This is a genomic window from Microbacterium sp., from assembly GCF_047606685.1.
Lineage (GTDB): Bacteria > Actinomycetota > Actinomycetes > Actinomycetales > Microbacteriaceae > Microbacterium.
In genome coordinates, this window is the sequence record NZ_JASGEC010000026.1 from 26,474 (window position 1) to 39,498 (window position 13,025).

13 protein-coding genes and 1 pseudogene are annotated in these 13,025 nt (G+C 71.8%); 11 read left to right on the forward strand and 3 right to left on the reverse strand.

Annotation, left to right across the window (positions count from 1 at the left end; genetic code table 11):
• Window positions 1-71: 71 nt before the first annotated feature.
• Window positions 72-1,073 carry a thiamine-phosphate kinase gene (gene thiL, locus QM611_RS03105; protein ID WP_415078440.1) on the forward strand — a complete coding sequence of 334 codons (1,002 nt, stop codon included), beginning with the start codon at window positions 72-74 and terminating at the stop codon, window positions 1,071-1,073.
• Here the strand turns inward: thiL and rsmD are convergent.
• On the reverse strand, window positions 1,043-1,621 hold the full coding sequence (gene rsmD / locus QM611_RS03110; RefSeq protein ID WP_415078441.1) for a 16S rRNA (guanine(966)-N(2))-methyltransferase RsmD: 579 nt from the start codon (window positions 1,619-1,621) through the stop codon (window positions 1,043-1,045). The two genes, thiL and rsmD, sit on opposite strands and share 31 nt — an antisense overlap.
• Window positions 1,622-1,869: 248 nt before the next feature.
• Here rsmD and QM611_RS03115 point away from each other — a divergent pair, with 248 nt between their 5' ends.
• From QM611_RS03115 to QM611_RS03155, 9 genes and pseudogenes are all read left to right on the forward strand, one after another.
• Window positions 1,870-4,017 carry an ATP-dependent DNA helicase RecG gene (locus QM611_RS03115; protein ID WP_415078442.1) on the forward strand — a complete coding sequence of 716 codons (2,148 nt, stop codon included), beginning with the start codon at window positions 1,870-1,872 and terminating at the stop codon, window positions 4,015-4,017.
• Window positions 4,018-4,027: 10 nt separating this feature from the next.
• Complete coding sequence (gene coaD / locus QM611_RS03120) at window positions 4,028-4,513, forward strand: pantetheine-phosphate adenylyltransferase (RefSeq protein ID WP_415078443.1); 486 nt, start codon at window positions 4,028-4,030, stop codon at window positions 4,511-4,513.
• Window positions 4,514-4,583: 70 nt separating this feature from the next.
• On the forward strand, window positions 4,584-5,069 hold the full coding sequence (locus tag QM611_RS03125; RefSeq protein ID WP_415078451.1) for a YceD family protein: 486 nt from the start codon (window positions 4,584-4,586) through the stop codon (window positions 5,067-5,069).
• A 34-nt stretch (window positions 5,070-5,103) separates the two neighbouring features.
• Window positions 5,104-5,313, forward strand: coding sequence for a 50S ribosomal protein L32 (rpmF, locus tag QM611_RS03130; protein ID WP_050721097.1), 210 nt, complete (start codon window positions 5,104-5,106; stop codon window positions 5,311-5,313).
• A 15-nt stretch (window positions 5,314-5,328) separates the two neighbouring features.
• On the forward strand, window positions 5,329-6,033 hold the full coding sequence (gene rnc, locus QM611_RS03135) for a ribonuclease III (protein WP_415078444.1): 705 nt from the start codon (window positions 5,329-5,331) through the stop codon (window positions 6,031-6,033).
• 3 nt (window positions 6,034-6,036) lie between these two features.
• Window positions 6,037-6,930: a bifunctional DNA-formamidopyrimidine glycosylase/DNA-(apurinic or apyrimidinic site) lyase gene (gene mutM / locus QM611_RS03140; RefSeq protein WP_415078445.1), complete on the forward strand. Its 894-nt coding sequence runs from the start codon at window positions 6,037-6,039 to the stop codon at window positions 6,928-6,930.
• Window positions 6,931-7,103: 173 nt separating this feature from the next.
• Window positions 7,104-7,418: a nucleotidyltransferase family protein gene (locus QM611_RS03145; protein ID WP_415078446.1), complete on the forward strand. Its 315-nt coding sequence runs from the start codon at window positions 7,104-7,106 to the stop codon at window positions 7,416-7,418.
• 29 nt (window positions 7,419-7,447) lie between these two features.
• On the forward strand, window positions 7,448-7,798 hold the full coding sequence (locus QM611_RS03150; RefSeq protein WP_415078447.1) for a DUF86 domain-containing protein: 351 nt from the start codon (window positions 7,448-7,450) through the stop codon (window positions 7,796-7,798).
• Between the two features lie 40 nt (window positions 7,799-7,838).
• Window positions 7,839-7,982 (forward strand): annotated as a pseudogene (locus tag QM611_RS03155) (zinc finger domain-containing protein); the annotation flags it as partial.
• A 170-nt stretch (window positions 7,983-8,152) separates the two neighbouring features.
• Here QM611_RS03155 and QM611_RS03160 read toward each other — a convergent pair.
• Together QM611_RS03160 and QM611_RS03165 are read right to left on the reverse strand one after the other, a co-directional pair.
• The gene (locus tag QM611_RS03160) at window positions 8,153-9,241 is read right to left on the reverse strand and encodes a GNAT family N-acetyltransferase (protein WP_415078448.1); all 1,089 of its coding nucleotides are present in this window, start codon (window positions 9,239-9,241) and stop codon (window positions 8,153-8,155) included.
• On the reverse strand, window positions 9,234-9,716 hold the full coding sequence (locus QM611_RS03165) for a hypothetical protein (protein ID WP_415078449.1): 483 nt from the start codon (window positions 9,714-9,716) through the stop codon (window positions 9,234-9,236). The genes QM611_RS03160 and QM611_RS03165 overlap by 8 nt, the downstream gene beginning before the upstream one ends.
• A gap of 857 nt (window positions 9,717-10,573) precedes the next feature.
• Between QM611_RS03165 and QM611_RS03170 the strand changes: the two genes are divergently transcribed.
• The coding region (locus QM611_RS03170) for a chromosome segregation SMC family protein (RefSeq protein ID WP_415078450.1) at window positions 10,574-13,025 on the forward strand (2,452 nt) is incomplete at its 3' end.

Sequence of the window (13,025 nt, forward strand, 5' to 3'; positions counted from 1 at the left end):
GTACGTGCCGGTTCGCGGCTGCCGGCTCGCGGGTGCGTCGGGCTGGGGATGCCGCGAAGTAGCCTGAAGAGGTGAGCACCGCCGACGACCCCGCCGAGGTGCGCGTCGGCGACCTGAGCGAGGGGGCGATCCTCGCCCGCATCCTCGCGCGGCTCGCGCCGAGCGCCGCGCCCGTCGGCCCCGGAGACGACGCCGCCGTGCTCGCGGCGCCCGACGGACGTGTCGTGGCCACCGTCGACACGCTCGTGCACGGGCCGGACTTCCGGCTCGCGTGGTCGAGCCCGTTCGACCTCGGGTGGAAGTCCGCCGCCGTCAACCTCGCGGACGTCGCCGCGATGGGAGCGCGGCCGACCGCGCTGCTTGTCGCGCTCGCGATGCCGAACGACACGCCGCTGCCCTTCGTCGAGAGGCTGGCCGACGGCCTGCGCGCGGCGTGCGACGAGCTGGCTCCCGGCGCGGCGGTCGAGGGCGGCGATCTCACCGTCTCCGACACGCTCACGATCGCCGTCACCGCCCTCGGCACTCTCGACGGCGGCGCGCCCGTGCTGCGCTCCGGCGCCCGTGCGGGCGATGTCGTCGCGCTCGCCGGCGAGGCGGGCGCCGCCGCGCGCGGCCTGGACGTGCTCTTCCGCCGCTTCCGCGACCTCGCCGGCGAGCCGACGCCGATCGCCTTCGACGAGCTCGACGCCGGCGAGCGCGCGTGCGTCGAAGCGCAGCTGCGCCCGCGCCCGCCGATCGCGCTGGGCCCGGTCGCGGCCGCCACGGGAGCGACCGCGATGATGGATGTCTCCGACGGCATCGCCCTCGACGCCACCCGCATGGCGGAGGCGTCCGATGTGTCGATCTGGATCGACAGCGCCGCGCTCGGCGCGCGCCGGGGCTGGGCTGTCGACGGGGGAGAGGACCACGCGCTGCTGGCGGCGTTCCGGTCCGACACGGCGCTTCCGCCCGGGTTCCGGGCGATCGGACACGTGCGGGACCGCGGCGAGGCTCCGCTGCTGGTCGACGGCGAGCCGTACGAGGGCCGGGCCGGCTGGGACCCTTATCGCGACTGGGACTCCGCCACCGGCTGAGCCCACCACAGCGCGGTGTCGCCGTAGCGCTTGTCGCGCGTGTGCTCGAGGCTCTCGGGCAACGCAGGGCGAGGAGACCGCGCCGCGCGTTCGATGACGACGGTGGCGTGCGGCGACAGCAGCGGCGCGAGGGCATCCAGCGCGGCGGAGAGCTCGGGCTCGCCGACGTCGTACGGCGGGTCGAGGAACGCGAGGTCGAACGGCCCGCGCGCGGAGCGAAGGAATGCCAGCACCGAGCTCGCGTGCACGCGGAGCGCGGCATCCTTCTTCAGCGCTTTCGCCACGCGAGCCGCGTTGCGTCGCGCGACCGCGGCGGCCGGGCCCGCCTTCTCGACGAGGTCGACGGATGCCGCGCCGCGGCTCGCCGCCTCGAGCCCGAGCGCGCCCGAGCCCGCGTACAGGTCGAGCACCGCCGCGTCGCGCACCGCGTCGGCCGACTCGAGCGCGCCGAACAGCGACTCCCGCACGCGGTCGCTCGTGGGCCGGGTCCCCGATCCGGGCACGTCGAGAGTGATCGAGCCGGCGCGCCCGGCGATGATCCGTGTCACACGCCCACGATAGCCGCGCCCAGGCGCCCTGATGCGGGCTCGAGGTGGCAGTTCGTGCCGCATCCTGCGCCCCGACTCAGCACGTCGTGCCACTTTGGCGAGTGCCGGTTTCGTGAAGGTGGCGTGAGGCGCCGGGTCGGCAGCGGCGACTCGGCGCAGAGCGACACTTCGGGGCGACGCGTGCGGGCCGAGACGTGCGGGGGCGAGGCCGGCAGGGCCGCGTCGGAGCCCGAGCCTAGACTCGACGCATGCCGTCGTTCACGCTCGACTCGCGCCTCGACGGCGCCGTCGGCGGCAAGACGGCGGCCGCGCTGAAACGCGCGTTCGACATGCGGACGGTCGGCGACCTGCTCGCGCACTACCCGCGCCGCTACGCGCATCGCGGCGAGCTCACCCCCATCCGCTCCCTCCCCGTCGGCGAGAGCGTGACGATTGTCGCCGAGGTCGTGCGCGCGGCGGAGCGGCGCATGAAGAACCGCAAGGGGTCTCTCCTGGAGGTCGTGATCAGCGACGGCCACGGGCAGCTGTCGCTCACGTTCTTCAATCAGGCGTGGCGGCTCAAAGACCTGCAGCCCGGCCGGCGGGGCATCTTCTCGGGCAAGGTCGGCGAGTACCGCGGCACCCAGCAGTTCGCGCACCCCGACTACGAGCTCTTCGACGACGAGTCGTCGGTCGACGCCCGCGCCTACGCGCACACTCCGATTCCGATCTACCCCGCCACGGCGAGCATCGCGAGCTGGCAGCTGGGGCGCATCATCGATCTAGTGCTCGACGGGCTGGGCGACGTGCCCGACCCGCTGCCCGACGATCTGCGCGCGCGGCACGGCCTGCTGGCCGCGCGCGAGGCGGTCGAGCGGATCCACCGCCCGCAAGACGACGAGCAGGCGGATGCCGCGCGGCGCACCCTGCGCATGCACGAGGCACTCGTGCTGCAGACCGCCCTGCTGCAGCAGCGCCAGCTCGTGCGGATGATGTCGGCGACCGCGCGCCCCGCCGGCGCGCTGCTGGAGCGGTTCGATGCGGCACTGCCGTTCGAGCGCACGCCCGACCAGGTGACGGTGGGCGAGCGCATCGCCGCCGACCTCGTCGGCGCGTGGCCGATGAACCGGCTCGTCCAGGGCGAGGTCGGGTCGGGAAAGACCCTCGTCGCCCTGCGCGCGATGCTGCAGGTCGCCGAGTCGGGTGGCCAGTCGGCCCTCATTGCGCCCACCGAGGTGCTCGCCGGCCAGCACCTGCGCACGATCGCCCGCATGCTCGGGCCGCAGCTCGCGCCCGAGCTGATGCCGACGCTGCTCACCGGCCAACAGCCCGCCGCCGAACGCCGCAGGGCCGCGTTGCGCGTGGCGTCGGGGCAGGCCCGCATCGTCGTCGGCACGCACGCGCTGCTCAGCGAGAGCACGACCTTCGCCGACCTCGGCCTCGTCGTCGTCGACGAGCAGCACCGGTTCGGCGTCGAGCAGCGCGAGACGCTGCGCGCGAAGGGCTCGAGCCCGCACGCGCTCGTGCTGACCGCCACGCCCATCCCGCGCACTGTGGCGATGACGGTGTTCGGCGACCTCGATGTGTCGACGATTCGCACGATGCCCGCGGGCCGCGCCGGCATCGAGACCTTTGTCGCCCCCGTCGGCGAGCGGCCGGCGTGGTTCGCGCGCGTGTGGGAGCGCGTGGCAGAGGAGGTGGCCAAGGGACACCAGGCGTTCGTCGTCTGCCCGGCCATCGACGCGTCCACCGCGCTTGTCGACGACGCGCCGGCGCCGGCGGTGGAGGGCGAGGCGCAAAAGCCGCACTGGGGCGTCGTGCAGGTCGCCGACGTGCTGTCGCGGCATCCCTCCTTCACGGGCATCCGCGTCGCAACCCTGCACGGCAAGATGCCCTCCGACGAGAAGGACGAGATCATGCAGTCCTTCGCCGCGGGCGGCATCGACGTGCTCGTGGCGACCACCGTCGTCGAGGTGGGCGTCGACGTGCCGAACGCCTCGACGATGGTGATTCTGGATGCCGATCGGTTCGGCGTCTCGCAGCTGCACCAGCTGCGCGGGCGCGTGGGGCGCGGCGGGGCGCCCGGGCTGTGCCTGCTCGTGACCGAGTCGGCCGCGAGCACTCCCGCCCGCGCGCGCGTCGAAGCCGTCGCTCGCACGCTCGACGGGTTCGAGCTGGCCGAGGTCGACCTCGGGCTGCGCGGCGAGGGCGACGTTCTCGGCGACGCGCAGTCCGGCGCGCGGTCGTCGCTGCGCCTGCTGCGCGTGGTGACTGACGCCGACCTCATCGCGCTCGCCCGCGAGGAGGCCGAGCGCATCCTCGAGTCCGACGCCCTGCTCGACGCGCACCCGGGGCTCGCCGCGGCGATCGAGCGCCGCGTCGGCATTCAGGAGCGCGCCGCGCTGGCGAAGAATTAGGCTGGCTGGCATGAGCAACCGGATCGCTGTCGTGCCTGGCTCGTTCGATCCGCCGACGCTCGGCCACCTCGATGTCATCCGCCGCGCCGTCTCGCTGTATGACCAGCTGCACGTGCTCGTGGTGCACAACCCGGGCAAAGAGGCGCTGCTCCCGATCGCGCAGCGCGTCGCGCTGCTCGAGCAGTCGATCGCCGAGTCCGACATCGACGGCGACGTCACCGTGGCGTCGTGGAGCGTCGGACTGCTCGTCGACTACGCCACCGACGTCGGCGCGAGCGTGCTCGTGAAAGGCATCCGCTCGCAAGTGGATGTCGCCTACGAGACGCCGATGGCGATCGTCAACCGCCACCTCGCCCACGTGGAGACGGTCTTCCTGCTGCCCGATCCCGCCCACGCGCTGGTGTCGAGCTCGCTCGTGCGGCAGGTCGCCGGGCTCGGCGGCGACGTGTCGCCGTTCGTGCCCGCGGCGGTCGCGCGCTTCCTCGACGGGTCTTGAAACGGGCGGCTAGACTCCCGGGGTGAGAAGCCGCCGCCCGGGTCCCTTCAGCGTGCACGTGCGCGACATCATGCGCCGCCCCGGCGAAATGCGCGAGGTCGCATTCGACGCGACCGCCCCCGTGCAGTGGGGCGAGGGCTTGGTCTCGGTCGCTGCGGGCGAGCCGATCGAGGTGGACACCCGCCTCGAGTCGGTGCACGAGGGGATCCTCGTCACGGCCGAGGCCGAAACCGCCTACGAGGGCGTCTGCGGACGGTGCCTCACCGACATCCGCCAACCGCTGAAAGTCGAGTTCCAGGAGCTTTTCGCGTATCCTGGTGAGGAAGCAGCCGACCTCGAAGTTCAAGACGACCACGTGGATCTTGAAACCGAGGTCAGGGACGCGATCGTGTTATCGCTTCCGTTTCAGCCGGTGTGCCGGCCGGATTGCCCGGGGTTGGACCCCGAAACAGGCGATCGGCGGGATGGCAGTGCCGGTGCTGCTCCACGAGAAGCCCTCGATCCACGCTGGGCGGCGCTCGCGGAGTTGCAGACGGACGCGGACGAGAACGCGTGAAGAACAAGACCTCACAAGCGAAAGAAGAGCAGCCATGGCCGGTAACCCCCCGAAGCGGAAGGTCTCCCGCTCCAACACCCGTTCGCGCCGCGCGCAGTGGAAGGCGGAAGCGCCCGCGCTGGTGAAGACGGTTGAGAACGGCAAGGTCGTCTACAGCCGTCCGCACCAGGCGAAGGTCGTCACCGACTCGCAGGGCACCGAGCTGTTCCTGGAGTACAAGGGCCGCAAGGTCGCCGACGTCTGATCCGGCCTTGAGGTCGTGAGCGACATCGTCATCGAGCACTCGTTGCTCGCCGAGAAGCTCGGGGTCGAGATCGACCCCGAGCTTCTGTCGCTGGCTCTCACCCACCGCTCGTACGCCTACGAGCACGGCGGCGTGCCGCACAACGAGCGCCTCGAGTTCCTCGGCGACGCGGTGCTCGGCCAGGCCGTCACGGTGTCGCTGTTCACGCGGCATCCCGACCTCGACGAGGGCGCGCTGGCCAAGCGCCGCGCCAGCGTCGTCTCCACCGTCGCCCTCGCCGAGGTCGCCCGCTACATCGAGCTGGGGGAGCACTTGCTCCTCGGGCGAGGCGAGGAGCAGACCGGCGGCCGCGACAAGGACTCGATCCTCGCCGACACGATGGAGGCCGTCATCGGCGCCACCTACATCTCGGCAGGGCAAGAGGCCGCGACCTCGCTCGTGCTGCGGCTCGTCGAGCCGCTGCTGGCCGATCCCGAGCGGTACGGCGCGGCGATGGACCCGAAGACGAGCCTGCAAGAGCTCGCAGCGCGCCGCGGGGTGACCCCTCCGGTGTACTCCGTCGACTCGACGGGCCCCGACCACGACCGCGTGTTCACGGCGACCGTCGTGGTCGGCCCGGTGACGGCGACCGGCACCGGCACGAGCAAGAAGACGGCCGAGATGGCCGCGGCGCTCAGTGCGTGGCGAGAGCTCGGCGACGAGCTCGTCGACGACGCGTGACCGGTGCCTGAGCTTCCCGAGGTCGAGGTCGTCCGGGCGGGCCTCGAGCCCGCGGTCACGGGCGCGCTCGTGACGAGCGTCGACGTGCTCGACGAGCGCGCGCTCACCCGGCACGCCGGCGACGGCGCGGCATTCGAGCTCGCCCTGGCCGGGCGGCGCATTGCGGGAGCCGCCCGGCGCGGCAAGTTCCTGTGGCTGCCGCTCGCCGACGGCGGCGAGGCGCTGGTCGGTCACTTGGGCATGAGCGGGCAGATGCTGCTGCGGCATCCCGCATCCCCCGCCGAGCGGCACGAGCGGGTGCGGATCTCGATCGAGCACCCTGCGCACGGCGAGCTCGCGGTCGTGTTCGCCGACCAGCGCACCTTCGGCTCCCTCGCGATCGACACGCTGCTGCCCACGCCCGACGGTGCGGCCGGCGGATGGGGGACGGATGCCGCGGTGGCGCCGAGCCAGGTGGCCCACATCGCGCGCGACCCCCTCGACGCCGCGTTCGACGACGGCCGGCTGCGCGCGTTGCTGCGGCGCAAGGAGTCGGCGATCAAGCGCGTCCTGCTCGACCAGACGGTGCTCAGCGGCGTGGGCAACATTTACGCCGACGAGGCGCTGTGGGCGGCCCGCATCCATCCCGAGACGTCCGCGCGCGCCCTGTCGACGCGCGCCGTGAATCGGCTGCTCGCCGAGATCCGCGCGGTGCTGCTCAAGGCGCTCGCCGAGGGCGGCACGAGCTTTGACGCCCAGTACGTGAACGTCAACGGCCAGGCCGGCTACTTCGCGCACTCGCTGAACGCGTACGGGCGCGCTGGCGCGCCGTGCCCGCGGTGCGGTAGGCCGATTACGCGTGAGCGCTTCATGAACCGCTCGAGCCATTTTTGCCTCGGCTGCCAGCCGAAACGTTAGACGATGCTTCGTGTTCGCAACGCCGTTCCTCGGTCGGATGACTCGCCTCGACTCACTGCACGTCGATGCATAATCGGCTCATCGCAAATGAAGGTGTAGGTGGGGTCTGAGGCTGCCGGTCTTCGATTAAGAGGGGGCGTTGCCGGTAACCTTGAGTTGTGTCGAGACCCGCCGTGACGCCCGAGACTCTCGTTCTGCGCGAGTTCCTCGACGCGCGACGCGATGAGTTCCGGGTGCTCCTGGCTAAGTACGCCGCGACGAACCCGAAGCTCTTCGGCTCCGTTGCGCGTGGCACTGCGCATGCCGGAAGCGATATCGACATCCTCGTCGAGATGGACCCGGCTGACGGGAACCTTCTCATGCGGGCCTCCGGACTCATGGAGGAGACCCGGGCACTTTTCGGCCGCGACGATATCGACGTGTTCCCGGCCCAATTGCTCAAGCGCACGATTTCGACCTTGGTCCTCGAAGACGCGGTCCCGCTGTGAGCCGAACCTCCGAACAGCGAATCTCCGACATGCTGCAAGCCATCGACCGGTGCCAGCGCTATGTCGGCGCTCTCGGTAGCGACGACCAGGATCTCGTCACGATGGCCGAGGACGCCATCGAGCGGAACCTCCAGATCATCGGCGAAGCGGCGAACCACCTTCCGGCGGCGATCACCGAAGCCCACCCCGGGCTCTCATGGCCGCAGATCCGCGGCTTCCGCAACCTCCTCGTCCACCAGTACTTCGGGGTTGACGCCGACATCATCCGTGAGGTCGTGGGGACCTATCTGCCGCCGCTTGCAGAAGCGTTGCGTCGGCATATCGCCGTCGAGGGATCGGACGCGTCGGCTGCCCCTCAACTGCGCTCTGAAGATTCGTGAGAGCTGCTCTGACGCGAAGACGCGCTCATCTGTCCATCGTGGGAAGTGGGGCTACTTCGCCCGCTCGCTGAACGCGTACGGGCGCGCTGGCGCGCCGTGCCCGCGGTGCGGCCGCCCCATCGCGCGCGTGTCGTTCATGAATCGCTCATCGCACTTCTGCCCACGGTGCCAGCGGCGGCGCTGACTGTTCCGTCGCCGGAGCGGGCATGTCAGGCGAGCGCGCCGAGACCTGCCGAGCGCGCCGAGACCCGCGCGCCCGCGCCGAGACCCGCCGCGGGCGCGCGGGTGTCGGCGCGCGTGAGGGGTCTCGACGCGAGGGGTGGGTGTCGCGTCCGGCCGGCGGCATCCAGTCGGTCACGCCAGCACCTTCTTCCACGCGCCGACGTATGACACGGGTGTGAAGCTGATCGCCACGTTGATCGCGAGCATGTGGGCGTTCTCCTCCGCGTTGAAGGTCGACACCCGCGGGGACCGCGGGGCGATCGACCGCCACCGCAGCAGATTGGCGCACTTCACCACCATGCCCAGCCGATGGCCGCGATGGTCGGGGTCGACCAGCGTGCCGAACTGGTGCGTGGGTGCCTCCGGCTCGGCGGCGAGCGCCCCGATGTCGTTGTAGGCGACAAGCTGGCCGCTCTGCACATGCTCGACCGCGGCGACAGACACCGTCATGCCCATCGCGGCGAAGCGGTCTTCGCGGCGGCGGACGCGGCCGGCATCCCACTCGTCCTTCTCCACGACGAGGTCTCCGGCGGGCATGTCGGTCGCGAGCCGGCCGCGCACGCGCGCGAACTCGCCGAGCAGGTGGTCGGGCGTTGGAATGGTCCACTCCAGGAGGCGGTAGTCCGGGCCCGCGGCTGCCAGGGCGTCCGCCAGCATCCGCTCGACCTCGTCGAACTCGCCCTGCAGGTCGAACGCGCTGTTGCGCTCGACCTGCCCGAGCCGATAGCCGTGGTCGAGGAAGAACCGAGTCTGTCGGTCCTGCGCGGGGATGCTGCCGAAGCCCGTGGGTGGCTCGAGCCGCCGCCCGGGGGAGTCGGGGCGGTGGAGCGTGTACGTCTGCAGCGTGTGCCGCCCCCGCCGCAGCGCCTCGCCCTCGATCTCCTCGAGCAGTGCGTCCTCGATGCCCTGGCCCCACAACGACGGCTCGACCCACACGTCGAACTCCACGGCCTGCTCGCCCTGGACGCGCAGGAGCATCGCGCCGACGCCGACGAACTCGCCGCCCCGCTCGGCGGTGAAGCCGACCCGCACGTCGTCGGTCTGGTCGGCCCACAGGGCGAGGATCTCCTCGGCGGTGTCGTCGAGGTCGTCGGTGCCGGAGTCGTGCCGCGCCGCGGCGTTGCCGATGCGCTCGATCGCGCGCACCACCCCGCGCTCGTCCTCGTCGAGGCTCGCGGGCATCGTGATCGGCTCGATGACGAGCGCTGTCTTCTCAGGCATCCAGCACCTTCTTCCACGCGCCCTCGTACGCGATCGGAACGAAGCCGATCGCCTCGTTGATGTCGAGCATGGGGCGGTTCTCCTCCGCGTTGTAGGTGATCGCCTTTGGCGACTCGGGCGCGATCTGCTCGTGCCACACCTTCAGGCCGGCGCACTTGACCAGCATGCCCAGGCGGTGGCCGCGGTGCTCCTTGAGCACGAGGGTGTCCTCCTGGTGCGTGGGCCGTGTGCGGTCCTCGCCGACCACGAGCTCGTTGAAGGCGACCAGCGTGCCGCTGTCGATGTGCTGCGCTGCCGTGATCAGAACCGTCTGCCCGCCGTCGAGGTAACGCTGCTGGTGTCGCAGGATGCGCTCGGCGTCCCACTCCTCCTCGTCGAACTCGAGGGCGGCCATCGGGGTGTCGGTCGACATGCGAGACTTCACCCAGGCGTAGCCGTCGAGGTGCTCGACCGGGGTCGGAAACTGCCACTGCACGACGCGGTACCCGTCGCTGCGGCCCTCCGCGTCGGCGAGCAGGCGCGCGACATCCGGCGCGGACGCCTGCAGATCGAGCGCGCTTTGCCGATCCGCGCCCGACGACGTCGCCGTCGAGGACGGCTATCCACATCAGGCGGAGCTGGTCGGGATTGGAGTGGTAGTGCGGCAGCAGCGCCTCGGCGGCCATCGCCTCGTCGTCGCCGCCGGTAACCTCGCGGTGCACGAGGTTGCGCACGCGCACCATCTCGACGAAGTCGGCGGCGTCAGGCGCGTCGACGGATGCGGGAATGGTCAAGGGGCGCAATTCCACCCGGGCGATCGTGGAGCTCATCGTGTTCGTCCTTTGTCACATGCGGGCACCGTGAGCACTTGCTCATCGACGTCGGCCCGCTGGCGGACGTCGACGTTCAGCGTGGACATGGTGTTCCTCTTTCGAGTCGAATGGAGGTGAGGGTTGTGCCGCCAATCGGCGGATGCGCTGGAGCGCGGACGAGCCGTGTGCGGCGAGCGCTGTGCGCGGGCGGATGCCTCAAGGGGCGGCCTGTGCCGGACCCAGAAGTGGGCAGAGCTCTCCCGTGGAGCGCTCAGCCAGCCAGGGAGGCGAAGGCGTAGAAGGACCCGGTCGCCGGCACGAGAACGACTCCTCCGCGAGCAACGCGGGCAACGTGTGTGATGTGCATCATGGCGACCTCCTTTCGACTTCTGACGCGAGGAGCGACGCTAGCGCAGGAGTGATACGCCGGTCAAGCATCCCGGGCGTGTCGCGCATCGCGCGGCCAGCCTCGGAAGCGGATCGGATTCGCTCCGCTACGGTTGGTCGGGACATCTGCCGAAGCCGACCGGAGGCGCGTTTCATGCACCTGAAGAGCGTCACGCTCAAGGGCTTCAAGTCGTTCGCGCAGCCGACGACGTTCGTGCTGGAGCCCGGAGTGACGTGCATCGTCGGGCCCAACGGGTCGGGCAAGTCGAATGTCGTCGACGCGCTGGCGTGGGTGATGGGCGAGCAGGGCGCGAAAACCCTTCGCGGCGGCAAGATGGAGGACGTCATCTTCGCCGGCACCGCGACCCGCGGTCCGCTCGGGCGAGCCGAGGTCCGGCTCACGATCGACAACGCCGACGGCGCTTTGCCGATCGAGTATGCCGAAGTGACGATCAGCCGGACGCTGTTCCGAAACGGCGCGAGCGAGTACGCGATCAACGGCGACGTGTGCCGGCTGCTCGATGTCCAAGAGCTGCTGAGCGACTCCGGGCTCGGCCGGGAGATGCACGTCATCGTGGGCCAAGGGCGCCTCGACACCGTGCTGCAGGCGTCGCCGGAAGACCGGCGCGGATTCATCGAGGAGGCTGCCGGCATCCTCAAGCACCGCAGGCGCAAGGAGAAGACCTTGCGCAAGCTCGAGGCCATGGAGGCGAACCTCACGCGCTTGAGCGACCTCGCCGGCGAGATCCGGCGACAGCTCAAACCGCTGGGACGGCAGGCCGAGATCGCGCGCGAGGCGGCGACGATTGCCGCCGTCGTGCGCGACGCGCGCGCCCGGCTGCTCGCCGACGAGCTCGTGGCTCTGCGCGCATCCCTTGCCGACCACGCGCGCTCGGAGCACGAGCGGCACGCGGAGCGGCTCGTGCTGCAAGACCAAGCGGAGCAGACGCGGCTGCGCATCGAGAGCCTCGAGCAGGGCGCCGGCTCGGAGCGCGTCGACGAGGCGCGCCGAGTGGCGTTCGGCTTGGAGCAGGCGCAAGACCGCTTGCGCTCGCTGTTCACCCTCGCGAACCAGCGGCTCGCGCTGTTGGGCGACACCGAGCAGGAGACGGCAGCGGCCACGGTCACTCAAGCGGCGATCGACGAGGCGCACGCGGAGGTGGGGGAGCTGTCGGCGGCGGTCGGCGGGGCGTTGGATGCCGCGGCGGCGGCCGGTCGCGAGGTCTCCCGCGCGCGCGCCGAGCTCGACGCGCTCGACGCGGACATCGCGGCCCAGAGCGCGCTGGTCTCCGAGCACGACCTGCGCCTGGCCGAGCTGCGCGCGGCGGCGGAGGCCGCGGCCAGCACGCTGTCGGCGGTGCGGGCGGGAGTGCAGCGGCAGCAGCACGCGTTGGATGCGGCGACCGCCCGTCGCACCGAGGCGGAGATCGCCCTCGAGGCAGTCGAGCCGGCGCTGGAGGCCGACCAGGCGTCGGCCGAGCACGCGGCCGCGTACGAGCGCGCGCAGCGCGAGGCGGCCGACGCGGAAGCGTCGGTGAGCGCGCTGCGTGAGCGGCTGCACGCGGCCGAGCGCGAAGCGGACGCGCTGACGGCGCAGGCCGCCGCCTTGAGCCGAGCGCTCGATGTGCGCGGCGGCGCGGCCGACCTCGTCGCCGTGGGAGCGCCCGGCGTCCGGGGGATCGTCGGCGATGCCGTCCAGGTCAAGCCCGGCTTCGAAGCCGCCATCGCGGCCGTGCTCGGACCGCTCGCCGAGGGGGTGCTGGTCGACACCTTCGACGACGCCCGGCTCGCCGCAGCCGCAGCCCGAGACGCCGAGGTCGGGGTCGTCGACTTCGCGATCGCGCAGGCCGCCGCGGCGCGCGCACCGCTGCCGCACGCGCCCGGCGTCGTCGCCGCGCGCGATGTGGTGACCGCGCCCGACGGTGTGCTTGGTGTGCTGTCGTTTGTCGCGGTCGCGGACGACCTGGACGCCGCGCTCGCTGCCATGCCTGCGCTCGCCGCGGTGGAGCCCGGCGGGCCGGTGACGATCGTCACCCGAGCCGGAGAGGTGGTCACCGAGCACACGCTGCGCGCAGGTTCGGGCTCGAGCCGCTCGCGCCTTGAGTTGTCGGCAGAGCGCGATGCCGCGTTGGAGCGGCTGTCGGAGATCCGCGTCGTGGCGGATTCGCTGCGCGCGGCGCTGGGCGATGCGACCGAGGGCTTGGACGCCGCGCGCGCGCGCACGACATCGGCGCTGGACACGCTGCGGGCGCACGACGCGGCGCTTGCGGCGCGAGCCGAGCAGCTCAACCGCGCGACGGTGCGGCACGAGGCGGCGGTCGCGGAGTGCGAGCGGCTCGCGTCCGGCCTCGCGCAGGCCGAGGCCGCCGTTGCGGACGCAGAGGCGAGAGCGCGCGAGGCCGACGCCGCGCTGCAGGCGGCCGCGGAGGCGCCGCGGCCGATCCTGGACGCCTCGGCTCGGGACGGCGTGCTGGCGGCGCTGGAGACCGCCCGAGAGGGCGAGATGCGGGCGCGGCTGGAGGTGGAGACCCTCCGCGAGCGTGTGCGGGCCGGTGAGGCGCAGGCGGCGGCGCTCGAGCGCCGCCGCGACGCCGAGCGCGCAGCGG

Bases quoted from the DNA above. Each gene is read 5' to 3' on its own strand.
- QM611_RS03115 (WP_415078442.1), top strand. From the start codon at position 1,870: ATGCCGTCGTTCACGCTCGACTCGCGCCTCGACGGCGCCGTCGGCGGC.
- coaD (WP_415078443.1), top strand. From the start codon at position 4,028: ATGAGCAACCGGATCGCTGTCGTGCCTGGCTCGTTCGATCCGCCGACG.
- QM611_RS03125 (WP_415078451.1), top strand. From the start codon at position 4,584: ATGCGCCGCCCCGGCGAAATGCGCGAGGTCGCATTCGACGCGACCGCC.
- rpmF (WP_050721097.1), top strand. From the start codon at position 5,104: ATGGCCGGTAACCCCCCGAAGCGGAAGGTCTCCCGCTCCAACACCCGT.
- QM611_RS03150 (WP_415078447.1), top strand. From the start codon at position 7,448: ATGCTGCAAGCCATCGACCGGTGCCAGCGCTATGTCGGCGCTCTCGGT.
- QM611_RS03160 (WP_415078448.1), bottom strand. From the start codon at position 9,241: ATGCCTGAGAAGACAGCGCTCGTCATCGAGCCGATCACGATGCCCGCG.